Annotated in this window: 20 protein-coding genes and 1 tRNA gene; 11 read left to right on the top strand and 10 right to left on the bottom strand. The window is 39.5% G+C overall.

What is annotated here, in order from left to right; genetic code table 11:
* Positions 1-118: 118 nt before the first annotated feature.
* From NCWK1_RS07260 to psbM, 4 genes are all read left to right on the top strand, one after another.
* Positions 119-484, top strand: a complete 366-nt coding sequence (locus NCWK1_RS07260; protein WP_096575948.1) for a phage holin family protein — start codon at positions 119-121, stop codon at positions 482-484.
* A 194-nt stretch (positions 485-678) separates the two neighbouring features.
* Positions 679-816 (top strand): photosystem II reaction center protein K, encoded by a 138-nt coding sequence (locus tag NCWK1_RS07255; protein WP_006195022.1) that lies wholly within the window; start codon positions 679-681, stop codon positions 814-816.
* Positions 817-1,011: 195 nt separating this feature from the next.
* Complete coding sequence (locus NCWK1_RS07250; protein WP_015113623.1) at positions 1,012-1,308, top strand: 2Fe-2S iron-sulfur cluster-binding protein; 297 nt, start codon at positions 1,012-1,014, stop codon at positions 1,306-1,308.
* A 122-nt stretch (positions 1,309-1,430) separates the two neighbouring features.
* Positions 1,431-1,547, top strand: a complete 117-nt coding sequence (gene psbM, locus NCWK1_RS07245; RefSeq protein WP_096575950.1) for a photosystem II reaction center protein PsbM — start codon at positions 1,431-1,433, stop codon at positions 1,545-1,547.
* A 107-nt stretch (positions 1,548-1,654) separates the two neighbouring features.
* Here the strand turns inward: psbM and NCWK1_RS07240 are convergent, their stop codons facing one another.
* Positions 1,655-2,506 carry a universal stress protein gene (locus tag NCWK1_RS07240; protein ID WP_096575952.1) on the bottom strand — a complete coding sequence of 284 codons (852 nt, stop codon included), beginning with the start codon at positions 2,504-2,506 and terminating at the stop codon, positions 1,655-1,657.
* A gap of 559 nt (positions 2,507-3,065) precedes the next feature.
* Here NCWK1_RS07240 and NCWK1_RS07235 point away from each other — a divergent pair.
* Positions 3,066-6,125, top strand: coding sequence for a CHAT domain-containing protein (locus NCWK1_RS07235; RefSeq protein ID WP_103124246.1), 3,060 nt, complete (start codon positions 3,066-3,068; stop codon positions 6,123-6,125).
* 165 nt (positions 6,126-6,290) lie between these two features.
* On the opposite strand, the gene cobA is transcribed toward NCWK1_RS07235, so the two are convergent.
* Genes cobA through NCWK1_RS07220 form a run of 3 tightly spaced genes read right to left on the bottom strand, consistent with a single transcriptional unit; the run spans position 6,291 to position 8,229 of the window.
* The gene (gene cobA / locus NCWK1_RS07230) at positions 6,291-7,070 is read right to left on the bottom strand and encodes a uroporphyrinogen-III C-methyltransferase (protein ID WP_103124245.1); all 780 of its coding nucleotides are present in this window, start codon (positions 7,068-7,070) and stop codon (positions 6,291-6,293) included.
* Positions 7,067-7,789 (bottom strand): sirohydrochlorin chelatase, encoded by a 723-nt coding sequence (locus tag NCWK1_RS07225; RefSeq protein WP_103124244.1) that lies wholly within the window; start codon positions 7,787-7,789, stop codon positions 7,067-7,069. The genes cobA and NCWK1_RS07225 overlap by 4 nt, the downstream gene beginning before the upstream one ends.
* A 59-nt stretch (positions 7,790-7,848) precedes the next feature.
* A complete protein-coding gene (locus NCWK1_RS07220) occupies positions 7,849-8,229 on the bottom strand; it encodes a DUF4359 domain-containing protein (RefSeq protein WP_103124243.1) in 381 nt (126 codons plus the stop codon).
* A 129-nt stretch (positions 8,230-8,358) separates the two neighbouring features.
* On the opposite strand from NCWK1_RS07220, the gene NCWK1_RS07215 reads away from it, so the two are divergent.
* Positions 8,359-8,431 (top strand) — tRNA-His (locus NCWK1_RS07215).
* A 979-nt stretch (positions 8,432-9,410) separates the two neighbouring features.
* Positions 9,411-11,831, top strand: coding sequence for a sucrose synthase (locus tag NCWK1_RS07210; protein WP_096575962.1), 2,421 nt, complete (start codon positions 9,411-9,413; stop codon positions 11,829-11,831).
* 59 nt (positions 11,832-11,890) lie between these two features.
* On the opposite strand, the gene NCWK1_RS07205 is transcribed toward NCWK1_RS07210, so the two are convergent.
* Together NCWK1_RS07205 and cax are read right to left on the bottom strand one after the other, a co-directional pair.
* Positions 11,891-12,493: a peptidoglycan-binding domain-containing protein gene (locus tag NCWK1_RS07205; RefSeq protein WP_245894852.1), complete on the bottom strand. Its 603-nt coding sequence runs from the start codon at positions 12,491-12,493 to the stop codon at positions 11,891-11,893.
* A gap of 413 nt (positions 12,494-12,906) precedes the next feature.
* Positions 12,907-13,998 carry a calcium/proton exchanger gene (cax, locus tag NCWK1_RS07200; protein ID WP_096575966.1) on the bottom strand — a complete coding sequence of 364 codons (1,092 nt, stop codon included), beginning with the start codon at positions 13,996-13,998 and terminating at the stop codon, positions 12,907-12,909.
* 693 nt (positions 13,999-14,691) lie between these two features.
* Here cax and NCWK1_RS07190 point away from each other — a divergent pair.
* The 4 genes from NCWK1_RS07190 to NCWK1_RS07175 all read left to right on the top strand — a co-directional run bounded on the left by NCWK1_RS07190 (position 14,692) and on the right by NCWK1_RS07175 (position 21,786).
* Positions 14,692-17,376, top strand: coding sequence for a DUF3536 domain-containing protein (locus NCWK1_RS07190; RefSeq protein ID WP_103124241.1), 2,685 nt, complete (start codon positions 14,692-14,694; stop codon positions 17,374-17,376).
* A gap of 452 nt (positions 17,377-17,828) precedes the next feature.
* Entirely contained in the window at positions 17,829-18,998 is a 1,170-nt protein-coding gene (locus NCWK1_RS07185) for an anhydro-N-acetylmuramic acid kinase (RefSeq protein ID WP_103124240.1), read from the top strand.
* Positions 18,999-19,316: 318 nt separating this feature from the next.
* On the top strand, positions 19,317-19,766 hold the full coding sequence (locus NCWK1_RS07180) for a hypothetical protein (RefSeq protein WP_096575974.1): 450 nt from the start codon (positions 19,317-19,319) through the stop codon (positions 19,764-19,766).
* Between the two features lie 454 nt (positions 19,767-20,220).
* On the top strand, positions 20,221-21,786 hold the full coding sequence (locus tag NCWK1_RS07175) for a serine/threonine protein kinase (protein ID WP_096584802.1): 1,566 nt from the start codon (positions 20,221-20,223) through the stop codon (positions 21,784-21,786).
* Between the two features lie 405 nt (positions 21,787-22,191).
* Here NCWK1_RS07175 and NCWK1_RS07170 read toward each other — a convergent pair whose 3' ends face one another.
* From NCWK1_RS07170 to NCWK1_RS07155, 4 genes are all read right to left on the bottom strand, one after another.
* Positions 22,192-22,389 (bottom strand): NblA/ycf18 family protein, encoded by a 198-nt coding sequence (locus tag NCWK1_RS07170; protein WP_015113604.1) that lies wholly within the window; start codon positions 22,387-22,389, stop codon positions 22,192-22,194.
* A 939-nt stretch (positions 22,390-23,328) separates the two neighbouring features.
* Positions 23,329-24,054 carry a Stp1/IreP family PP2C-type Ser/Thr phosphatase gene (locus NCWK1_RS07165; RefSeq protein WP_096575976.1) on the bottom strand — a complete coding sequence of 242 codons (726 nt, stop codon included), beginning with the start codon at positions 24,052-24,054 and terminating at the stop codon, positions 23,329-23,331.
* Between the two features lie 18 nt (positions 24,055-24,072).
* Complete coding sequence (locus NCWK1_RS07160; RefSeq protein WP_096584805.1) at positions 24,073-25,761, bottom strand: ABC1 kinase family protein; 1,689 nt, start codon at positions 25,759-25,761, stop codon at positions 24,073-24,075.
* A 188-nt stretch (positions 25,762-25,949) separates the two neighbouring features.
* Complete coding sequence (locus NCWK1_RS07155) at positions 25,950-26,264, bottom strand: DUF6825 family protein (protein ID WP_103124239.1); 315 nt, start codon at positions 26,262-26,264, stop codon at positions 25,950-25,952.
* Positions 26,265-26,513: the final 249 nt, after the last annotated feature.

Here is a 26,513-nt window from a genome sequence, read left to right as displayed (position 1 = left end):
TAGTTAGAGCCAAATCTCTGGTAAGTTACAAGTAATTGGCAAAGCTTCAAAGATTCTGAAATCGGTTGCTTAAATTAAGCGATCGCCAATCGCCATTCGCGTTTCAAGGGTTGTGGCAATGAATGCAATTGTGACGCTTTTAATTGTTTGGGTCGTAACATCTATCAGCTTGCTGATTATTAGTAAACTCCCCGTAGGAGTTGAAGTTGACTCACCCAAAAAAGCCTTTATTTCGGCAGCAGTTCTCGGTATTGTTACGGCGATCATCAGACCGATTTTACGCCTGATCTTTGCAGTACCAAATTTTCTCACTTTTGATTTATTATCCGGCATCTTTACCTTTATGATTGCCGTTGTTTGTTTTAGTATTGCTGCTTGGTTAGTCGAAGGCTTTCGGTTACGTTTCGGTATCTGGAGTGCTGTATTAGGTGCGCTGGCTTTGACTTTCATCAACAGCTTAATCTACAAGTTACTAGGTGTCTGATTCACTTTCATACACCTTAATTTAGTATATTCAAGCCGTAGGGGAGAAGGGAACCGGGAAGCAGGGAAGAATATCTGATTCCAAACTCAGCACTCTGAGCCAGAGGCAAGAATAACTAATTCTCAGTGCCTAAACCATGTTAAGATACATCTCAATTATGAAAGCTGTGTTGGATAGAGTGGATAAAAACGAACATGGAAGCAGCACTGTTATTAGCTAAATTGCCTGAAGCTTACCAAATTTTCGATCCTCTGGTAGACGTTCTTCCAGTAATTCCTGTTTTCTTCTTGTTACTTGCTTTTGTATGGCAAGCAGCTGTGGGATTTAGGTAAGTTAAGTAAATTTTTAATCAATAGGATAGGTGCCAAACCTGTCCTATTTTTTTGACAATATATTCTTGCAAAAATTGATATTTCTTAATTATTTGTAACAAGTAACTAGAAGTTAAGTAATATAGTTGATACAGCCTAATTAAAACTTAGCCTTTTCAGCCGAGTGTTGTACAGTCAACGAGGAATTAAATATTTATGGGTAATATCAAATTTGTTAAAGAGGATAAAGAAGTAATAGCCGCAAATGGTGCTAACTTACGGCTAAAAGCAGTGGAAAATGGTATTGATTTGTACACACTATTTGGCAAAATGACCAATTGTGGTGGCTATGGTCAGTGTGGTACATGTGTTGTTGAGATAGTAGAAGGATTAGAAAATCTTTCCCCGCGTACAGAGGTAGAAAACCGCAAATTTAAGAAAAAACCAGAAAATTACCGCCTAGCCTGTCAAACTGTAGTACATGGCCCTGTTAGCGTGGTGACAAAACCTTAAACTTTGGGGCTGACACGCCAGCAGCATTGGCGACATAAGCAGTAAAAAAATAAGGCTAACACGGGCATCGATGATGCTATTCTAAAGTTGTTGACTGGAAATTCTAGAGAGGCTTCTTTGCCATGCAAACTAATGACTTAGGGTTCGTAGCGAGCATTCTGTTCGTATTAGTTCCCTCTGTGTTTTTATTAATTCTGTACATCCAAACAGCAAGCCGCGAAGGTAAAAAAGATAGTTAATAGTTTGTGCATAATATAAAAAACCCCTACGCCACTGGTGCAGGGGTTTTTATTTATCATTGACTTAGTGCTGAGTATTGATTAAGAAGAAGAGTACTCACTACTCTTCATGCAGTGGTTCGCGCCAACAATACTGGACAAGTAGCATTGACTCGCACATAATCAGACAAAGAAGCACCAATAAGTCGGTCTATATCTACAAAACTCTTAGCTACTGATGGACGACGATCTGGAGAACCAAGTAACAGTAAGTCTACCTGCAACTCTTCAGCCAAGCGGCAAATTTCTTCGCCCGGTTTACCACTGCTGCTATAGCAGCGAGTTTGTATACCATATTTTTGGGCTTCGGCGTAAGCTGCGCCAAAAATGGGATTTTTATCGGGAATAATTTCAGTGACTTCTGATGCTTTACCGCGTAGGTCAGTATTTACGTGAGTCAAAATTAACTGGCTACCTGGAATATCTCGTAGCAAGAATAAAGCTAAATTTAAACAGTGTTTTGCTGCATCAGAATTATCTAACGCCACCATAATGCGCTTAATTCTTTTAACATAAATGTCATCTTTAACCAGCAACATGGGACGGGAAGACAATTGAAAAACATACTGACTGACAGAGTTTGACAAAATTGATTGCAAACGCTTGAGTCCGCGTGAACCCATGATGATTAAGTCAGCATCAATTTCATCAGCGACTTGACAAACTACGTCTTTAGGATCGCCTTGCCGTAAAATTGAAGAAACTTGGCTGGGATCTAAACTTAAAGACTGAATGGCATTGGCAAGAATTTTACCACCTTCTTCCCATTTATCTGTCATTGCAGATGCAGTACTTTGAGGAGGAACAACATGCAAAACACTAACTTTAGCACGTTGAATTGATGGTACTTCTTTCAAGGTTTTGAGCATTTCTTCTGCATGACCCAAACCCGAAACCGCTAACAAAATTTTTTCTATCATTGTTAGTTCTTACTTGTAAATGTTGCTGTTTGCTCTTAGTAATTGGCTCAGTTGATTTATCAACGTCTTGCTCAATAACCTAGCGTTGTTACGCAGAATTCCGCAGTCAAAAACGACTGAAGTTTTTGTCGAAATATTAATTATTTCTGCCTAAATTTCTGTGCTAAGTCAGTTAGTGCAAATCAAATTTAAATCACTAGCATTTTTTCACTAAATATATGAGATATACTAGTAAGATTTAGCTTAATTTGTAGTTATTACTTAGACTTTTAACTAGGCTTCAATAATTAAGCTTACTCTTAATTTAGCTTAGTTAACTTTATAAAATATGATGTTATTTATTATTTTTAATCTATATTAACTTTTATTCATTAGAAGCAAGTTAAGTATTGCAAAGAAGGCTCATAAAATTAGGGCAATTATACCATTGTTTTTTGGAGCGATCGCCCATTTTAAAAAAAAGTTAGCTTTATCAATAATTAAGCTTTTAATTATAACTTTAGTTCTGTTTATGGGAACAATAAACTATAACTATTTAACTGAATAAAAACTTGTGCTTATGCAGTTTTCTCAAATATTTGCAACTATCTTACTGACTTTTACATCTCCAACTTTGGTATTGTATCATTCACAACAAAGCTTTGCTCAAGCACCAACACCAACAGCAGAAGAACGCATCACCGAAGCGATTGTGTTAAATAATCAAGGTGAAGGACTGGTTTATAAAAATTTAGTTGGTTTAGCTGATTTACAAGCTGGGTTAGAACTCTTTCAGCAGTCCTTAGCAATATTTAAACAATATGGCGCGAAAGCGGGAGAAGCCAATAGCTTAGTAAATATTGGTTACGTTAACCTCCGCAAAGGCGAATATGCTAAAGCATTGGAATTTTTTCAGTCAGCCTTAGATATTCGCCGCAAAATCCGCGACAAAGAAAACGAATGGATACCTTTATCTTATATTGGGGAAGTATATGTAAATCTAGGAGAATATCAAAAAGCAATCGATTTTTATCAACCAGCTTTAACAGTTTTCAAAGAATTAAAAGCAGCTAATCCTCAAGGTTATAGTTATGCTAGTAGCGAAGCTATTTTATTAGCAGATATTGGCTCAGTTTACTTCCGTACAGGTAAATATTCTCAATCTCTAGATTTTTATCAACAAAGTTTGACAATTCAAAAAGCTAAGGGTGATAACAGTGGTGCAGCCCAAACTTTAAACAACATTGGTGTAGTTTATCTCAACTTGGGTAACTATGCTCAGGCACTTAATTCATATCAGCAAGCATTAAAAGATTTGCAAGAATGCTGTTCGACATTTTATGGTACACAAGCGGCAATTTTTAATAATATTTCCGGTGCATATTTTAGCTTAGGGCAATATCAAAAGTCTCTGGAATTTGCCGAAAAATCTACAAATATTTATAAAAGACTTGGCACTGGGGAATATAAAAGTACAGATGAGCAAGCAATCAAGTTACTATATAATGCTCTTGGTCAAAATGCCCAAGTTTTGCAACAAGTTACCAACCGCGCTAATGTTGGTGATGCGTTTGGGAAAGATTCATTTCAATTTCAAGGTGCAGCGTTAAACTTAAACAATATTGGACAGATTTACTTGAGTTTGGGTAAGTACGACGAAGCGCTCAAGTTATATCAACAAGCTTTAGATATATACAAACAAAATAACTATAAACTAGGCATTGCTGTTGCACTGAATAATATTGGGCGTGTTTACCAAAATTTGGGTAACTATAACCAAGCTTTAGAGTTTAATCAACAAGCCTTAGCTAATTATCGGGAAGTTGGCGATCGCACTGGTGAAGGCGTAACAATTAGTAACTTAGGACAAGTGTATCAAAAGCAAAATCAATATGATCAAGCTTTGGGATTGTATCAGCAAGCGGTAGCTATTCACCGAGAAGTTGAAGATAAAGTCAGTGAAGCTGCAACGCTGAAATTTTTGGGGGATGTACTAGCTGCTAAGAATCAACCATCACTGGCGATCGCATTTTACAAACAATCAGTCAATTTAACTGAAACAATTCGGCAAAATTTACGAGTTGTGCCTACTGATATCCAAAAATCTTACACCGAAACTGTCTCCGAAAGATATCGCCGCCTCGCTGATTTATTATTGCAACAAAATCGTCCAGCGGAAGCGCAACAAGTTTTAGATTTACTCAAAATTCAGGAAGTTAGTGATTTTATCGGAAATCGCAATACTAGCACACCAAAAGTTACAAATAGAAATCCTCAGCGGGGAAGTTCTGCAACAGTAGCAGTCATACCAGAAAAATTACCGTTAAAACCCCAAGAAGAGCAAATCTCTCAGAAGTATACTGCGATTCAAGATAAAGCGATCGCCCTGGGTAAAGAACTCACCACCCTGCGAAAAATTCCCTCTCAAACTCGCAACGCAACTCAAGCAAAACGCATCGCTGAATTAGTGAAACTAGAACAAACTACTAACGCTGAGTTTAATATGTTTATTAAAAGTCCTTCTGTTGTGGCGTTAGTACAACAATTATCCGCCACATCAGGACAGGAAAATTTAAACTTACGCCAACTCAATTCTTTAAGAGACAACCTACGCCAGTTAAATCAAAAAGCGGTCTTACTATATCCTTTAGTCTTAGATGACAGACTAGAACTAGTTATTGTCTCCGCTGATGCGCCGCCAATTCATCGCCCTGTACCAGTAAAAGCCGCAGAATTAAATCAGACAATTAATGAATTTCGCGAAGCAGTACTTGTTCCTTATAAAAATAGTAAAGCACCAGCCAATAAATTGTATAACTGGCTAATAAAACCTATAGAAAATGATTTAAAACAAGCCGATGCCAAAACTATAATTTATGCCCCAGATGGCAAACTGAGATATGTACCTTTAGCAGCCTTATATGATGGACAAAATTGGTTAGTTCAACGTTTTGTCATTAATAATATTACCGCCGCCAGTTTAACAAAATTAGTTAATCAACCTCAAACCTCTGTCAATGCTTTAGCTGCGGCTTTCACAAAAGGCGAATATACAGTAGCAGTTGGTCAACGCCAAGAGATGTTTAGTGGTTTAGAGTTTGCCAAAGTAGAAGTAGAAAACGTAGCAAAAATTATTCCTGGGAGCAAAGTTGTCTTAGATAAAGATTTCAATCCTCAAGCGACAATTCCCCAAATGAATGATTACAAAATAGTGCATTTGGCAACTCATGGCAAACTTGTAAATGGTTCTCCAGAAGATTCATTTATTGTATTTGGTGATGGCGAACACGCAACTTTGCGAGATATTGAAAATTGGTCTTTGTCCAATGTAGATTTAGTAGTTTTGAGTGCTTGTCAAACTGGCTTAGGAGAAAAATCAGCAAATGGCCAAGAAATCTTAGGTTTAGGATATCAAATGCAACTAGCAGGTGCTAAAGCTACAATGGCTTCATTGTGGACTGTTTCTGATGGTGGTACACAAGCTTTAATGAATGAGTTTTATGCAGCGTTAAAATCTGGGAAAATTACTAAAGCTGAGGCTTTACAAAAAGCACAAATTGCTTTAATAACAGGAAATAATAGTGAATTTAACCATCCTTATTATTGGTCAGCTTTTATTTTGATTGGTAATGGGTTGTAATACCAATTCCCCAAAATATGGCTACACATAGGCAGCAGAGGGGCAGGGGGAGAATTATCTATAGCCTGGATTTAGAGAATTGGTGTAAATTATTTGGCTGCTTGCACTTTGCGTGAGGCTCTGAAAATGATTGTATTATTGCATTCGTGCCAGAGCTTTATTAATTTACACTGGACGACACCCAGACAAAATATCGTGCATATTCACTACAGAACCAATAACCGCGATCGCCGGGGCATCAAATTTTGTTTGCTCAACTTGCTCTACAATTGTGCCTAACTGACCAATTAATTCTTCTTGATCTGGTCTTGTACCCCAACGCACTAAAGCAATTGGTGTTTCTAAACTTAAACCCGCCGCTGCTAACTCTTCAATAATGTGCGACAGATTGTGAACACCCATATAAATTACAATTGTTTCGGAACCGTGAGCGATCGCTTGCCAGTTGACTTTCGGTCTATACTTACCAGCAGACTCATGTCCAGTGACAAAAGTTACCGAAGAACTATGCAGTCTATGAGTTAAAGGTATGCCAGCGTACGCTGGAGCCGCAATTCCCGATGTAATACCCGGCACAACTTCTACAGGAATCCCAGCTTTGACTAAATCTGCCATTTCTTCACCACCGCGACCAAAAATAAATGGGTCGCCGCCTTTGAGCCGTACAATAATAGTATGATCTTGAGCTTTATCAATTAATAATTGCGTGGTTTCGTCTTGCAATAACGAATGTCTCCCCATCCGTTTACCAGCGTTGATTTTTTCTGCTTGGGGATTAATCATTGCTAAAATTGCTGGACTCACCAACGCATCATAAATAACTACATCGGCACATTCTAATAAACTTTTGCCTTTGAGAGTCATCAGTCCGGGGTCTCCCGGCCCTGCGCCTACTAAATAAACTTTTCCCAAATTCTTCTGCTCTTGTGTTTGTGTGCAGTTCATTCGTTCATCAAATCCCAAATCATATCAGCTAACTCTGCACTTGCTCCCAAAGGTTGAGCTAATTGGAAAGTCACAGCCGGAAATTTTAATTTTAGCGTCTCTATTAGTTGAGCGATCGCATCAGTTATGCCACCTGCGAATAAAAAATATGGCAAAATCGCAATTTTTTCCTGATCAGCAGCTACCAGCTGTTCTACCTGTGTTTCTAAACTAGGAGGTACAGACCAGTAAGCAGCTATCGCACCTATATTGGCTGCTATATTTTCCACTGGCTGTTGAAACCCTGGACGACGGCTACCATGAGCGATTAAAATCCATACCTCAGTTGTGATATCAGCCAATTGTTGGGATAACAACTGTGTCAAACCAGGGTTACTACCTATATATGGTAGCAATTCCAGATTGATATCTTCTGCTACAGCTTGTTGTGCTAGTGCTATTTCTTCAGGGATTTCTTGCATAACATGGACTCCCGGTAGCAGAAATAGCGGCATAATTTTTAGACTATCGCATCCAGCCACAACAGCACTATGAGCAAACTTTTTTATTTGGACGTGCAGAGGTTCTGGTCGTGTTTCTAAGTAAGCCAAGCCTACTAGTTTTTTACCTGATGCGTAACCTTGCTGTTTTTTATCTATTAATTCTATCAATTGCTGTAAAGCAATTTCTGGACGTGGGTCACGGCTTCCATGAGATACCAGCAGATATGCAGATGACATTGGTAAACGTGTAACTCTTGCTAACTAAGCTTAATCTTAGATGTAGGAGTTAGTGAAGATTATTGCTCTTCCGCGCTGTAAGTATAAAAATTATGAAAAGCTCCCACCGTTTCAAATTTATACCCAGGTAGCCAAACACCAAGGGTTAAATCTGTGCGATACACACTAAACAAGAAAAAGTCTTGCCGTTCCGTTGTTTTAGCCAACAACTCACGCATTTGCGGATTAGTGGAATCAACTAGTTTGTCACAACTAGAATTCAGTAAACTTTCAATTAGCTTAGATGTTTTTTTACACACATCACTTTTTAAATATTGTGTTAGTCGATGTACTGCATACTCTTCATATTCATCAGAAGTAGGATTAGTTTTAGACATTGCTACGCCAACTACAGCCATACTTGTAGCGATCGCCAATGCCATAATAGTCAAGAGCTTCATATTGTCTTACCGTCATATCTAATTAGTTATTAGAGTCCTAGGACTAAACATTAGCAAAGTCCGTTCCTCTTAAAAAATGCTTGCTCGATAACGAGATAGGTGCTATATTAATTAGTCGATGGGTAAATGGCGAGCGTAGCCAAGTGGTTAAGGCAGTGGTTTGTGGTACCACCATTCGTGGGTTCAATTCCCATCGTTCGCCCTGATTAATATAAATTACTAAGATCAATGGTGTAAACCGGAATAGCCAAATGTAGTTTTGGTAATTCCGGTTATAGTTTTGTCAAAACTTTAATTTTAATAAATAACCACTCATAAAGGTTGTCATTATTATTGGCAAATAACAGCCTCAAGCAAACAACTTAAATGCACAACAACTTATTTAATCTTGCTGAAGAGGGACATAACATTAAAAAGGGAAGCAAATTTAGTTTTTTGCTTCCCAATCAATTTTTTATTCGCAAAAATCACTATTAGAAAATTCCTAAAAGAAAGATAAAAGTCATGCCACAGAATACCATGAATGAAATAATCAAGATATTGCCTATGCTGTGGTCGGTAGTTGTTAATTTATGCGAATGGTCTTGCATATACACCGTCCCTGGTTTAATTACTTGTGGTGCAATTATAGCTAAGACGAATTGGAATTAATTTAACTAATATCAAAAGTTGATTTTATTTGATTTAAGTTTAAACTCATTGTTAGCATTAACATAAAAAGATTAACTTTTGTTGCTTGTTTTCTGGTGAAAATTTAGTCAATTAATAAAAGTTAAACTCGAATTGATTACTAATACAGTAAGTTGTAACAAAGTGTATAGACACTAACTAGTATACTGACTAAAGATAAGTATTAATTTTTTATTGTAAAATAAAAACTAATTTAATTTTAAATTAACTTTTTCTACTCATCAACCTACATAAAAATGCTCAGAATCTATCGAGAGATAGCTTGTGGATAAAAATTGCCAATATTTTAGAATTCAGGCAGTGAAAGCATTAGATAAACTGAATCATCCTCAAGTTAGGAAAATTGTCCGTCTTTAGTTAGAGGGAATAATACTGAGTTCTCGGTACTTTGAGTAAAGAAGAACAGGAATGAAGGGCATAAGTAGAGAAACACAGATAGAAAAGTTTATCTGTGTTTATTTGTGTTTGTACCTATTTATTTTGAGGTGAGTATGTCTGAATTGATTCAAGCAGTTCTAGAGAGTGAAGAAAAAAATGATTTACGTGCTTTCGTTAGTCAATTACGTCAGCAAGAAAAAAATTACTTGCTGCGGAATGACATACTGCACGTATATAGTGAATACTGCGCTAAAAACGAGCAGTCAGAAAAGTTATATACTTTTTCGCTCTTAGGGAAACTCCTCTACTACACTCAAGAAATAATTCAAGAAGACTCCAATTTCTGTTTTATTATCCGTCCTCATATTGCTAGTCAAGAAATTTATCGGGTGACAGCAGATTTGAGTGTAGAAGCAATGACAGTACAAGAACTGCTGGATTTGCGCGATCGCCTCGTCAACAAATATCATCCCAACGAAGGCGACTTGCTAGAATTAGACTTTGGCCCTTTTTACGATTACACACCAGTCATCCGCGACCCCAAAAATATTGGTAAGGGCGTACAATATCTCAATCGTTATCTTTCTAGCAAACTCTTCCAAGACCCCAAACAATGGCTAGAAAGCTTATTTAGTTTCTTACGCCTGCATCAATATAACGGTATTCAACTACTAATTAATAATCGGATTCAATCACAGCAGCAACTATCGCAACAAGTTAAAAAAGCGATCGCATTTGTCACCGAACGGCCTAGTGATGAACCCTACGATGAATTCCGCTTTCAATTGCAAACGATGGGTTTTGAACCGGGTTGGGGAAACACCGCGCAACGGGTACAAGAAACTCTCAATATTTTAGATGAATTAATTGACTCACCCGACCCCCAAACCTTAGAAGCATTTATTTCCCGTGTCCCGATGATTTTTAGAATCGTCTTAGTTTCCGCACACGGTTGGTTTGGCCAAGAAGGCGTTTTAGGAAGACCCGATACAGGTGGTCAAGTTGTTTATGTTCTCGACCAGGCCAGAAATTTAGAAAAGCAACTACAAGAAGATGTTTTACTTGCTGGTTTAGACGGAATCAACGTTAAACCAAAAGTAATTATCCTCTCGCGCTTGATTCCTAATAGCGATGGTACTTTATGTAACGAAAGATTAGAGAAAGTCTACGGTACAGATAATGCGTGGATTTTGCGTGTACCCTTGCGGGACTTTAATCCCAACATGACGCAAAACTGGATTTCTCGATTTGAGTTTTGGCCTTATTTAGAAACCTTCGCCATTGACTCAGAAAGAGAACTGTTAGCTGAATTCCAAGGTAAACCAGACTTGATTGTGGGTAACTATACTGATGGGAACTTAGTCGCCTTTCTGTTGGCGCGACGAATGAAAGTTACCCAGTGTAATATCGCCCATGCTTTAGAAAAATCCAAATACTTATTTAGTAATCTTTACTGGCAAGATTTAGATGAGAAATATCATTTCTCCTTACAATTTACTGCTGATTTGATCGCCATGAATGCGGCTAACTTTGTCGTCAGCAGCACTTACCAAGAAATTGTCGGCACACCTGATAGTGTTGGACAATATGAATCTTATAAATGCTTTACCATGCCTGAGTTATATCATGTAGTGAATGGCATTGAATTATTTAGTCCTAAATTTAATGTTGTTCCGCCTGGGGTAAACGAGAATTATTACTTCCCTTATACCCGAAATCAAGACAGAGTAGAAAGCGATCGCTTGCGGTTGGACGAAATGTTATTTACCCTAGAAGATTCCAGTCAAATTTTTGGTAAACTCGATGACCCCAACAAACGACCGATATTTTCAATGGCGCGTCTCGACCGCATTAAAAACTTAACTGGTTTAGCCGAATGTTTCGGTCAAAGCAAAGATTTGCAAGAGCATTGTAACTTAATTTTAGTGGCAGGTAAGTTACGCACCGAAGAATCAGATGATAATGAAGAACGCGATGAAATTGTCAAACTTTATCACATTATTGATGAATACAATCTTCACGGCAAAATTCGCTGGTTAGGTGTACGTCTATCAAAAAGTGATTCTGGCGAAATCTATCGCGTGATTGCTGACCGTAAAGGTATTTTTGTCCAACCAGCTTTATTTGAAGCCTTTGGTTTAACAATTTTAGAATCAATGATTTCTGGATTACCTAATTTTGCCACTCAATTTGGAGGGCCTTTAGAAATCATTCAAGATAAAGTTAACGGATTTTACATTAACCCCACGAATTTAACAGAAACAGCCACAAAAATATTAGATTTTGTGACTAAATGTGAACAAAATCCTGAGTATTGGGAAACAGTTTCTCAAAAAGCAATTGACCGAGTTTACACTACATATACTTGGAAAATTCACACGACAAAGCTGTTATCTTTAGCCAGAATTTATGGTTTCTGGAACTTTACATCTAAAGAAAATCGCGAGGATTTATTACGCTATCTAGAAAGTTTGTTTTATTTAATCTACAAACCCAGAGCGCAACAACTTCTAGAACAGCATAAATATCGGTAATTAGTCAATAGTCAATAGTTAATATTAAAAACCATTGACTATTGACCCTTGACTCTTAATTATCTTGTCAAAAACAACCAAGTTCTTGGCCCGACTATCCCATCTGTGATTAAATTGCGACGGCTTTGAAAAGCTTTCACTGCACTTTCTGTTACCGCCCCATAAACCCCATCGACGCGCATCGCATAGCCGTTAGCTATGAGTAGCTTTTGCAAAACTCTGACAGCTAAACCGGAATTACCAAAACGTAGATTAGGTAAAGTTCGTCCAGAAAATCTTGAAGCCCTGGCTAACAGAATTTCTTCATCATTAAGTTGTTGAGATATCAGGCGTTGTGAACGTGGGAATTTGACATTTACAGGCTGAAAATTTTTAAATTCAGATAAGCTATATAAGTCTTTAGTAGGTTTTTTCTCTGTTTTTTTGACTAGAATTTTTTCAGGCTCAGAATTAAAAGCTACGAGAGTAGCTTGAGGCTTTTCTTTAAGCTGCGTGAATTCAGATGGCGCGATATTTGAATCTGGATCAAATTGAGATGACTGCCCCTGTGGTGTTTTCTGCACGCCATTGTCTAGCTGAATTACAGGCTGCTGGTTTATATGAGACGGAGATGGTTGTTTTGCAATTAACATACCCGTCATCAGCAGGACAATATCACTCATTGTTTTTGATGTTATTAACACCCATATTTCCTTTGACAGAAAAATTTTCGTGGTTCCGGAATGGTGTGTCCTAAAAATAAAAAAATATAATAATTTTTGGTGACGAGAAATAGATGCGATCGCCAGGCGATGCTCAATCATGCCTTACACAATCGATTATGACTTGTCTACTTTTTTTATGTCTCTGCTTTCCTTGAAAATAATAAACTCTAGATCATAAAAAAATTGTTCTATCTTAAGCAGTATCTCTCACGGTTAATAAGATTTGAATAAGAAAATTACTTTATTTTTTAGAATTGATGAAGATACAAAATTATGGTTACATAGCAAACAAAATATCAAATTAACTCTACCGATCAACAGAAGCGATCGCTGTATAAAAGTAACAAGCGATCGCTATCTGATAACTGTCACTATCCAATGCTGCTAATAACGGGATGGAAGTAAAAAGCAAAGCCTAAAACTGTATATGCAGCTAACAGCAAAATGCCTTCCAACCAATTAGATTTACCATCAGAACTAATACTGTTAGCAATTAATACCGACACAGCCACAGCTACTAATTCAAAAGGATTAAAATCTAAATCCATTGGTTTACCAAGTACCCACCCAGCTATTACTAATACTGGGGCTACAAATAAAGCAATCTGCATACTGGAACCCACCGCCACAGATACAGACAGATCCATCTTATCTTTCATAGCGACGGTAACAGCCGTGGCATGTTCTGCGGCATTACCCACAATGGGAACTAAAATTACACCTGTAAACAATGCTGTTAAACCCAGCTGAGATGTGGCGACTTCTAAAGAATCAACCAGCATTTCTGATTCGAGTGCGACTAGCAAGGTACATACTAACAACACACCAGTCCACAACCAAATATTGGGTTTTTCGTGGGAATCTTCCTTGTCTTCCGCCTCAGCAACACCCACGTCATACAGATAGGCGTGGGTTCTCATGGAAAACAGCAGCGTTAAGGCGTAGACCAAAATTAACACCACTGCCACAGCCAGGGAAAGATGTTGTAAGGTTTGTTCGTTAATGCCTTGAGAAGTATAATTCATAGCCGTTGGTAGCAAAATCGCAATCACCGCCAAATTCATCGAGGCTGCATTCACCCGCGCTACAATCGGCTGAAATGTTTGTTCTTTGTGGCGTAGTCCTCCCAAAAACATCGAAAGACCCATCACCAGCAATAAGTTACTGACAATCGAGCCTGTAATACTGGCTTTAACTACATTGACCAGTCCAGCATTCAAAGCTATTAAAGCAATGATCAACTCTGTCGCATTACCAAAGGTGGCGTTTAATAATCCTCCTAGTGTTGGGCCTACCACCACTGCAATTTCTTCAGTGGCTGTCCCCATCCAAGCCGCTAAAGGCAAAATAGCTAAACCAGCGGCGACAAATACTATTAAATCTCCCCATTCAAGAAAATGAGCCGCCAATGAAACTGGAATAAACAGTAACAGCACGAAAAAAACAATGTTTTTAACTGACATTTGGTTACTTCAGTAAAAGTTATCCTAGAAAAATGCTGAATCAAGTATGGGGAAAATGAGAAAGTTAAGGGACTCAGGTAGGACTTACGCACAAAAAATATTTGTGGAGACTGGTGTGTCAGGGTTTTGAATATCTACTCCCTTACACCCTTCTCTAAATCCTGAATTATTCTTTCCGATCTGGCTTATCTTTCTCATCCTCCGCAGTACACATAACTCAGCACTCCAATAGGATACTCTCAACCATCAGTTAACCCATTGAGAGAATTTACTAAACTCAGCTTTCTTGATAAAAATTAGTTTTGTGAGATTATGTAAATTAAAATTGCGTTTTACAGATTTTTTGCAATCTTTTGTAGCAAAAATATCAGTTTGACAGTAGTAAACTACACAAAAAATCGAGTTTAATAGATTAGAAGACAATGAAATTTTTAGTGGCATTGGAACTGCCAAAGTAAAAACCTTAATAAAGGTGTTGTTAGATGGTTAAGAATTTAGTGATACTTGAGAAACAGCCATCAAATAACGCAGATTTCCCACTCTAGTCAGACTGCTTTCTCAGGAATTAGACTGTATCCTAGACACATAGTTTTAGTCTATACCGGATTTTGTCATCAACCCTGTGTATATGAGGTTGGCATACAACGCTTTGCGCGTTACTAAAAGTTTTTTATTTTGGATCAATATACATACATGACTTCTGCTGCTGAATTGCCAGGAAGCACTGGCGCTACGTCTACTCATCATCCCACTGCCCAAAATACTCACCAGAATGATCCCCTGAGAACATCTACTGGTGTGTATGTCACAGTGCATGGTCACTTTTATCAACCACCGCGCGAAAACCCTTATCTAGACGCAATTGAGCGTCAACCCAGTGCTGCACCTTTCCATGATTGGAATGAGCGAATTCACTATGAATGCTATCGTCCTAATGCCTTTGCCAGAATCTTGAACGATCAAGGCGAAGTTATGGGGATCGTGAATAATTACGAGTATCTCAGCTTTAACATTGGCCCTACCTTGATGTCGTGGCTAGAACGCTACGATGTGGAGGTTTACCAACGAATATTAGAAGCAGATGCCAAAAGCGCCGCTCGCTTGCAAGGTCATGGTAATGCGATCGCGCAAGTATATAATCACATCATCATGCCTCTGGCTAACGAACGGGATAAATATACGCAAATTCGCTGGGGCAAAGAAGACTTTAAATCCCGCTTTGGCCGCGATCCCGAAGGAATATGGTTAGCCGAAACAGGTGTAGACTACGCAACCATAGAAGCTTTAATTGCTGAAGGTATTCGTTTCATTATTTTGGCACCATCGCAAGCACAGCGTTGCCGTCCTTTAGCAACTAAAAATGATCCCCAAGCAGAATGGTACGAAGTTGGCGGTAGTCAGATTGATCCCACCCGTCCCTATCGTTGCTACTTGAAGCCAACTTTAAAGATTGCAGCTTCACCGCTGAGTACTGTCTCTTCCACAGAAAGTATTGAAGCATCTGTAGAAGGTCTACCTTATATCGATATCTTTTTCTACGATGGCCCAATATCACGGGATATGGGTTTTACAGATGTTACCTATAGTTCCAATTACTTGGCTGGACGCATTGGTTCAGCTGTGCGCGGAGATCATCGTCCAGCCCAATTGATTTCTGTCGCCACCGATGGGGAAACTTTTGGACATCATAAAAAAGGTACGGAAAAAACCTTAGCTTACGCCTTTACACAAGAATTTCCTCGTCACGATTGGACAGTCACCAACTTTGCCCATTACCTCAGCTTAAATCCTCCCACCTGGGAAGTAGAACTCAAGCCCATCACTGCTTGGAGTTGCGCTCACGGTGTCGATAGATGGCAAGATGACTGTGGTTGCGGTGGTGAAGGGGGTGTGTGGCATCAAAAATGGCGGCGGCCTTTACGTAATGCCTTAAATTGGCTGCGGGATCAGTTAATTGAAGTGTATGAAGAATATGGCCAGCAATTTTTTAAAGATCCTTGGTTAGCCAGAGATGAGTATATCAACGTCATCCGCGATCGCTCATCTGCTAACGTTAGCCGCTTCCTCTCTCGTCATCAAACGCACAAACTCACCGCCGCTGAACAAGTAGATGCTTTGCGTTTATTGGAAATGCAGCGTCATGCTTTATTAATGTTCACCAGTTGCGGCTGGTTTTTTGAAGAACTATCTCGCCCAGAAGGAACTCAGATTCTCCGTTACGCTTCCCGTGCGTTAGAACTGGCGGGTGATGTGGCTGGTGTGCAATTAGAAAAAGGCTTCCTCAAACGTCTGGGTTTAGCACCAAGTAATGTAGACTTATTCAAACATGGTGGTGAAATATATCGTCACTTGGTGCTAACGGCTCAAGTCAGCTTCAAGCAAGTTGCTGCTCACTATGCCATTACTTCGCTGTTTAATAGTAACTGTCAACACTCAAAACTCAGCACTCACAGAAAGCGGGTTTATTGCTACACCACTAATGAGTTAGATTACCAACTGCAACGAATGGGAGCGCTGACTCTGGTTGTTGGACATTTAAAATTAGTTTCAGATATTACTTGGGAAAGCGAACATTTAGTATTTGCTGTGTTGCATTTAGGTGGCTGGGATTTTCACTGCTGCATTCAACAGTTTACTGGGCGACGTGATTACAGCCAATTTAAAGAAAAACTGTTTACAGCACTTCAACAAGCAAGTGCAGCCCAGACTATTTTGGTAATGACACAGTTATTTGGTAATGAAACCTTCAGCTTACAGAATCTCTTTGCTGAAGAACGCCATCGAATTATGCGGTTAATTAATCAAGAAACATTGACCCGACTAGATCAACTGTATACTCAAACATACCGAGAAAATTACGGCGTACTCATGGCATTCCATCGGGATGAGTTAGAAGTACCTCAAGAATTGCAAGTCGCAGCGGAGATTGCTTTAGGATATCGGTGTATGACCACATTGCGATCGCTAGAGCAAGATATTGCTGAACCGCAATCCTGTTGGAATCACATTGTCGAATTAGAAGCGATCGCCACAGAAGCTAAACATCTGCGTTGTCGCTTAAATATTCCTGAAGGTAAGCAAATGCTAGAGCAATTAATTTTGCGATCGCTCTGGCAATTATTACATGATGCCAACGGTAGTTTTGCCACCGATATCCAATTGTTAGAAAGATTGATTGATGTGGGATATCAACTCAACTTGGGTATTTCTCTCTATCGTTCCCAAGAACTCTACTTTAGTTGTCTGCACAGTCAGATAGCACCTGCTTGTATAACCAGCCTAATTAAAAAAGAAGATACTAGTCAGTGTCGGCAGTTGTTGAAATTAGGTCAAAAGTTAGGCGTTGATGTCAATGCCATTTTGAGTCAGTTAGATTAATTAATTCCTAGAACCCAAATCCCCGACTTCTCACAGAAATCGGGGATTTTGCTGTCTGTGCTATTTTTATAGAAAAATTCTCTACTTTATCTAAATTGGAGAAATGATCGCTCCTATTAGCCTAAATTTAGGGGAGCGATCGCTGCACAAACAAAAGTGGAACATTAGCAATTATGTACTGAGTAGTAATTTTGATTAACAGACTTAGGATAGATTTACTATGTATCATTAGACTGACATGGCATTCCTAAATTGTTTATTAACTAAAAGATCCCTGACTTTTTTAAAAAATCGGGGATCTGAGCCTCTCGATTTTCCCAAATTACTTTATACATTCTTTGTTTCCTGTTCCCTACCTTAACTGCTATATAGCGATGCTGTGGGATTTGCGAAAATTTTTGTGTAGCTTGTCATTTATGACTATTGACCAATACAACTATTGACAAATACTTATGACTCGTATTATCGGTTTAATTAGTGGTACATCCGTAGATGGCATTGACGCTGCTTTAGTAGATATTTCTGGTACAGATTTAGATCTCAAAGTTGAGTTGTTAGCAGGGCAAACATATCCTTATCCTGCTGAACTCAGAGAAAGTATTTTAGCTGTTTGTGCAGGCAAAGCCATCTCAATGGCAGAATTGGCCGAATTAGATGATGCGATCGCCTCCAGCTTTGCTCAAGCTGCTGAAAATATTCAAACAGGTCATCAGCCAGCAACTTTAATCGGTTCCCACGGGCAAACAGTTTACCATCGACCACCTATAAAAGCAGGGGGGAGCAGGGGGACAGGAGAGAGTAACTCTCTACTAGGCTACACATTACAACTTGGCCGTGGCGATTTGATTGCTCATCTTACAGGTATCACAACTGTCAGTAATTTTCGTGTGGCTGACATTGCTATTGGTGGTCATGGCGCACCACTTGTACCTAGAGTAGATGCTTATTTACTCAGTCACCCAGAAGAAGGACGTTGCATTCAAAATCTCGGCGGTATCGGTAATGTAGCTTATATCCCACCGCGCCGCGATAACTGGTTAGAAAAAATGCGTGGTTGGGATACTGGCCCTGGAAATAGTCTGTTAGATTTGGCAGTAGAGCATTTAACCAATGGTGCGAAAACCTACGATGAAGATGGCAAATGGGCAGCTACTGGTAGTCCTTGCCAACCTTTGGTTGAACAATGGTTACAACAAGATTATTTTCATCTACCACCACCCAAATCTACAGGACGTGAATTATTTGGTGTAGATTACTTAAATCAATGTTTAAAAGATGCCGGGCCATACCAACTTAGCCCAGCTGACTTTTTAGCAACCCTAACGGAACTGACGGCTGCTTCGATTGTTCACAGTTACCAAACTTTTTTACCACAAATGCCACAACGCGTTTTTTTATGTGGTGGCGGTAGTCGCAATTTATATTTAAAACAAAGATTACAATCATTACTCAAAACAATCCCCGTCTTAACTACCCATGAAGTCGGCTTGAGTGCAGATTTTAAAGAAGCGATCGCATTTGCGGTTTTAGCCTACTGGCGACAGCTAGGTATTCCTGGAAACCTACCATCAGCAACAGGCGCACCTCATGAAGTACTACTAGGAGAAATTCACCCAGCTTAAATAAGACTTACGGATAAAAACGCAAAATCAAAGGTTTGAGAAATTATAGAGGTGTGAGGGTTTTGAACACTCACACCTCTAAACCAAGTTTTAACAGACATATTTGTGTAAAACCTCTTGAAAATAAGTTTTGATGACTTATACAAATTCACCAAATGATTGAGACAAATAGATTGACACAACCCAGGCGCAGACAGCAATGCCCAATCCAAAATCTAAAATCCAAAATCTAAAATGGTACTAGACACCTGACATTTTCAGGTTTCAAATATATCTTTGAGTCGTAAGGGTACTCGATCAAGACAAGGAACTGAGAAGGTGGGTCACACTTTTTTAATGGAACCAGGACGCTGGACATTACAAGGCAATTGGCTAGAACGCAATGGAATGCCAATCAGCGTTAAGGGTATGACCTTGGTTGCTTGGAATCGAGATAATTGGTTCACAATGGCCACAAAGCTGATTTTTCCTGGCAGCGATCGCCCGGAAATCTCTTTACTATACAAAGGGCGTTTGCACGAAGGCGAACGCCAGTATACTTTTTTGCTTCAGCATAATCTGTTCGGGCAAATTGAAGGCGAAGGCTGGATTGGTCTAGATACAATTGTCCAGCGTTATTGGGTACTGAGCGATCGCCAACGTCGCAGTGGCTTTGAAACAGCCTATCGTCTTTCCAATGATACTTACTATTTAAGTTGTGGGGTTATGTCAGGTCATTCTCTCACTAGTACGATGGAAGCCAGCTTAGAACGTCAACCGCTGAAATAGTACTGAGGAGCCAGTGCGTTGGGCGGCTCTGCCGACTTGTTCGCGCAGCGTCTCCGATTAGGAGAAGCAACTGGCGTTGCTGAGTACAACCCCAGAGTTAAAACTAGGAGATTGAAACCAGGACGAGCGATCGCAAATCAATAGAAACCATAGATAATTATTTAGTCAAATTTGGGCAGACTAAAAATAAATCAACATCATAATGCGGAATGTTAGCCAACTTCAGAATGAATCTACCATTCCGTAGATTTGAATTGGCATCTTCCAGCAGTTGTAAAAACCACTTGCTTACAAACCGCAAGCCAATACTAGAAGTTCTCGGAGGACTCAATACTACTTCTGAACTTTAGTGATGAGTTTAGAAACAAATTCTAGACAAATCAAAAATGCCAGTTTAAACGCACTTATTTTCCTACACACTTACAATCAATCTGCTTTTGGAGTCGAATGTTTTATGTCAGACCCCAACATTGGACGCTTACTCGGCAAACGCTATCAGCTTCAGGAATTAATTGGTACTGGAGCAATGGGTCGAGTTTATCGTGCTAAAGATATTTTGTTGGGAGGTGTACCTGTCGCTGTCAAGTTCCTCGCTCTGTCGATTCAAAATGAAAAGATGCGGTTACAAGAACGCTTTGAGCGAGAAGCGAAAACCTGTGCTTTGTTAGGGCAAAAAAGCATTCATATTGTAAGAGTTATGGATTATGGCGTAGATGAAAATAATACGCCGTTTTACGTGATGGAATATCTTCAAGGACACAGCCTCAGTCAGATTATTCGTCAGCACCATCTAGCTTTACCCAGATTTTTTAGTATGGTGCGTCAAATCAGCTTGGGGTTACAATGCGCCCATGATGGTATACCAGTTGATGGCACTATTTACCCAATTATTCATCGTGACATTAAACCCAGCAATATGCTGGTAATTCAAGATTCAAGCTTTGGGGAATTAGTCAAGATTCTCGATTTTGGGATTGCTAAGTTACTCCAAGGAAATAAAGACCAGACAAAATTTTATTTGGGAACTTTGGCTTATTCTTCTCCCGAACAGATGGAAGGGAAGGAATTAGACAATCGCTCAGATATTTACAGTTTAGGTGTGATGATGTTTGAAATGCTGACAGGCAAGATGCCGTTAGTAGCACCCACTCATTCTTTTGGTGCATGGTATAAAACTCATCACTCTGTTGAACCACGCTCATTTACTGAGGTTCATCCTGGGTTACAAATTCCCCAAGAGTTACAAAATTTAGTCATGAGTTGTCTGGCTAAAGCACCAAGCGATCGCCCTCAAACGGTGAGCGACATCTTGAAGGTCTTAGAATCCATCGAACAAAATTATCGCTCACCCATCGTTCTGCCAAGTAACCCAGCACCAAAACCTGTAGCTAGTCGTAGCTTAACAATGCCTGTGGAGGTTCAGCCAAAAACAAAAGCTGATGTACAGGTGTTACCTTCCAATGATGACATTCTGCGCTCTGTTTCTTGGCCAGACAATAAGCCAATTGCCGATATTGTTTTTCCCCAAAAGATTCGTCTTCATAACGAAGTTGTCCCAACTCTTTGGGTGATGTTACCACAACGGGAAATTATCAAAAGGTTTGCCTGCGATCGTTATAATCAATTTCTATTTCTGCCCGCCCCTCACCCGATGGCACTGTGGATTACTGTTATCTACAATCGTAAGCACGGTGTTAAGTGGTTGCCTTACTATCTTGATCTCAAGACTACTTTTGGGCAAGAAATAGCTAGATTACTAGCAAACACTGGTTACTATCGATTGTTATTCTTTGCGCGGGAAGTTCCAAGTCGCTGTTCTCATATCCTACTTTGCAGTATCGCTACGGCTCAACGCCAAAATCTAGAACAGTGGGCAAAAGAAAGTCAAATCTCAGCTTCATCAGTTGATCCGCAGCTTAGTAAAAATGTACTAAAAAGTGAATACGAAAGAATTAAACCTCAAATCTTATCTAAATTAGAAGCAATGGCTACAGACATTCCCCTCGATCTTTCGAGCTAGGATATGGCTGATTGCAAAATGTAAACTTTTATAACAAAAAATCTATATTCGGTTGTAAGCCCTGCGTTATAGCAAATATAATGATTAGCGATGGCAAGTGGTCAACTAAGATTAATTGGATTTACGCAAATCGTGCTATGTATCCAATACAGCACATAAATTAGTTCACTTAAATAGCCATAACTTATGTGTAGTGGCTACTTGATAATTGCTAATTTATCCCCGACAATACGATTTAGTCTTAACAAATATGTGGAGCCTTTATGTTGGCTTGGCATAGAGTTAGGTTAAAAACAATCAATTTACAATTGCTGAACTAAAGTTGACGCCCCAGCATCCCCAGCTCCTTTCCTTCTTGGAACCGAGCAAGAGAAGGAGGTCGCCCACTGCGACACAAAAATAATGCTATGCCAGAGTGGAACCAGAATCTAAGCCCCACTGATGCTTGAGCAACTCTTGGTAAGTAGCCTCGCGCACAACCATTTGTTCATAAAGTTTGACTAAAAAGTCTTTCGCTTGGTCGTGGCTCATGTGCTGCACTTGAGTAGCAAATGAACGAATGCTGAATTGTTGTTCCAAAGATAATTCAATTGGCTGGTTCATAGTAAACTCCGAAAACAACGCGTAAAAAAGAGATTTAGCGGGAGAATTTCTATCCTACCAGGGATAGTTGGAGGGCTAATAGTAGCTCTACATTTGTTCCTACGTATTAAGAAAGATAACAATTGTTTGACTATTTGCCCACACCCCTTGGGATAAATTTTTAGGGTCTTTAACAGCTTTTGCCTAAACCTACTGGTATACAACTCAAGTATGCTGAGGCATATTCCGGGAAATTTCACAAATAGTGAAATTAAATACCTAATTTTAGCCTTGCCGAGTTTGAGCTTCTCTAGTGTGGAGAAGGCGATTGGTGCAAGGTTAAATATAAGGTATTAAACCTGAATTATATGCGCCATATCGTATTAGGTGCAAGATGTCAATTCAACAAATTATAGAAACTTAGCCTCCAACTGATAAATTTTGGAAGTTAAAAGTATTTTTATCAAGTTGTAAAGAATAAAAATGCTCAGGCTGAACAAATTGCTGAGTATATTTACTAAAAATAAAGTTCAGAGTCAAGCAATTTTGGATTTGGCAAAAATTTGCCTTAAAAGGTGGGAGAGATAGCCTTTTCACAAGGCCTCCCATTTTGGAACTACCGAAAAAGATTATTGTCGGTTTTATGGCGTATAGAGCTAGAACTTACGCACCAAGATTTGGGGATAGGGTGAGCAAACTCAGATTATTTCGTTATTTTTAGAGTTATTACTCATTACTCTGCGAAAAACCTACGTTTGTGAGCGTATCCTCCCGCCCTTCTCTAAAACCTTAATTTTTCGGTTTCTGGCGTAATTCCTGATCAAGCAAATGTCATAAGCAACAAAAAATTCTACCACAAAGGCTTTTTGCAAAGCAGCAACTGGTGGCTTTGAAGCATGAAGGAATGTTTGTCAAAATGACTTTTGACCAGTCACTATTGACGATTTACAGTCTGCTAATTCAATTTTGTAGTTCTACGATGACAACAGTGATGTTATCGTGTCCGCCTTGCTCCTTGGCAGCTTCTATCAGGGAAATAGAGGCTTTTTCTAGCGAGGGGTGTTGCAGATAATCAGCAATCTTTTCGTCTATCAGCTCTTCGGTGAGACCATCACTACATAACAATAAGCGATCGCCTGCGCTCAAATTCAGCAGTTGCACATCAAATTGATTTAGGTCTTCCCGACCCAAACAACGCGATAACACATGGCGGAAGGGGTGCATTCTGGCTTCTTCTGGAGTGATGTCGCCAACCTTAATTGCTCTTGCTACCCAAGTATGGTCTTCAGTGATTTGCTCTAGTTGTGACCTACGTAAGCGATACAATCTAGAGTCACCGATGTGAGCGCACCAAGGAGCTTCTACTTGGCGAAAAAGTACTACTACAACAGTAGTACCCATGTCAGCGCGTTCTGGATGATTTTGCTGATCCTGCAAAATGGCTTCATTAGCTTGCCACAAAGCCTTTTCGAGTAATTCTGGGTCTGATTCAGGCAAATTCCAATTTGCAACTAAATAGGCTTGAATTTCGCGTGTTGCAATATGGCTTGCTTCTTCACCGCCAGCATGACCGCCCATCCCATCAGCGACAATAAAAAATCGTCCTTCGGGATCGACATAATAAGCATCTTGGTTACTAGAACGAATAAGTCCCGGATCACTAAAACCCGTGAATTTCAATTTCATAATTTTTTAAGGCAATAATTAATACATACGTTCATAACGATCAAGGCGAAGAAGCAAGCGGATCAGAATTACTGAGACTGCTGCTGCAATCAAACCAGCGAGCAGCGCCAACCATACATAATGATTCACCAATAAAATGGTAGCTGACAGAGTAAATCCACTGATTATCAAAGCATAGCTGATTCCTAGTTGAATATTCCCCTGTCGCCGCAACAGACGTTCTGATTCTATGGAACGCACGCGCACACGCATATCGCCACGCTCTAATTTTTCTAGGGTATCTTCTAGCCTACGTGGTAGCCCAAATGCCGTCGTACTCACCTGTACTGCTTGACGACTTAATTCATTCAGGAAGCTATTACTGTCAGCGCCATTCATGTTTGTCATAAGCTGCATTGCATAAGGTTGGGCAACTTCCATAAAATTAAATTCTGGATCTAAGCCCTTACCTACTCCCTCTAGAGTGGAAAAAGCTCGCATCACAAAAGTGAAAGTTGCGGGAAATCTAAATGGCTGATTATAAGCTATTTCGTATAGATCATCACTAATTGCTGCAACTGATTGGTTTTCAAACGGCTTATCCATAAAATTATCCAGCATATACTGGACAGAACGCCGTACTGGCCCCATATCATCTACTGGTGCGATCGCTCCTAAATTAACCAGTGATTCTACCACGCGATCGCCATCTTTTTGGGCAATGCCAAACAGGGTTTCCATCAGTCCTTCTCGGATATTGGACTTAATTCGCCCCATCATGCCAAAGTCATAGAAGATCAAACCACCACCATCTGCACTGACAGCTATGTTACCTGGATGGGGGTCAGCATGAAAAAAGCCATTATTCAGCAATTGATGTAAATAAGCTTGAGCGCCTTGACGCGCAATTAACTTCCGGTCTAAACCCGCAGCTTCTAAAGCTTCATATTGACTAATTTTAATTCCCGGCAGATATTCTAAAGTTAGAACCCGTGGCGAGGTGTAACGCCAATAAATTCTGGGAACTTTCACCCAGTCGTAACCACGAAAGTTCCGGCGAAATGTATCAGCGTTACGACCTTCACTGAGATAATCGATTTCTTCCCAAAGAATGCGACAACATTCTTCATAAATCCCCATCCAATCTCGTCCCTTCCCCCACTTGGGATGGTTTTGGAAGTAACGAGCAATTCCTTTGAGAATTTGTAAATCTATTTCAAATAACTTCTTGAGTCCAGGACGCTGTACTTTGACAACCACAGCTTCCCCACTGTGCAGCACAGCTTTATGTACTTGACCTAAACTCGCAGCAGCTAAAGGAATAGGTTCAAAACTTTGGAAAAGTTCAGGAATTTTTTTTCCCAGTTCTTGCTCGATAATCGTTTCTACTTGCTCATAGCTAAACGCGGGAACTTTATCTTGCAGCTTCGATAACTCTTCAACATATTCACTAGGAAATATATCCGCACGCGTCGAAAATAATTGCCCAACTTTAATAAAAGTCGGGCCTAAATCTAGTAGGGTGTTACGAACCCAAATTGCTTGAGCTTTACGCCTTGCTGCTTGTTTTGCTTCCGTTACACCACCTGGATAACTCCAAGATTTGTTGTAACGCCACAATTTGAACATAAAGGTCAATACAAAAGACCAAATGTCCACAAAGCGACGTTTGCTAGAGTAGTTTTCACGATTCCAACGGTATGCTTTGTCTGAATAACTTTGTTCCATATCTTTGGCGTACCGTTGGTTTGTCACTGAATCAACTGGAAGATAAGACACTCTGATCCCTAAAGTGTGTTTGATAAAGGTGTCATTTGCTACTTGTCATTTGTCATACCCTGAGCTTACTCCTGCGGAGAATTCGTCAGAGTAGCTGCTAACGTGTCTAGGTCATTGGCGATGACTTTGACTGTTAACTATACAGAACTGCTGCGATAACGCTGTAATTCATTACGCAGTAGCGCAATTTCGGCTCTTAGTTCATCAATATTTGCTTGCAAATCAACGGGGTCTTGACTAGATGTAGTTGTTTGACCCGCATTAGCCGCTTCTGCTGCACGATTTGCTCGTTGTGTGACTTCTTCTGTAAACTGACGCAGTTGTTCTCTGGCTTCTGCATCAAATTTCCCTAATTCACTCAACGCATCGGTTAAGGCAACCTCGAAACGCTCATTAACTACTTCAGCGACTGCTCTGCCTACAAAAAAGGCTTGTAAAAGGGGGTTACTCATAAATTTTTGTTACGCTCGTCCGCAAGAGAATTATAACTTGGCTGTATGCTTTGCCGCTTCTATCTGAGAGTTTGGAGTTAATTTTACAATCCTCAATTATAACTATATAGATATATGCTACTTAAGCTAGATAGCCAGCCCTAGATTAAGAGAACCTAAAAAAATTGGGTAATTTCTCTGGTAGATATTTTGATTTGCTTAATTTTTAATTAAAAAATCGCATTTCAACTCTATGGCAATTATGTAAAT

The organism is Nostoc cycadae WK-1, from assembly GCF_002897135.1.
Taxonomy (GTDB): Bacteria; Cyanobacteriota; Cyanobacteriia; order Cyanobacteriales; family Nostocaceae; genus Nostoc_B.
The sequence above is the reverse complement of the archived record's forward strand: the minus strand, read 5'-3'. Positions and strand labels throughout refer to the sequence as shown.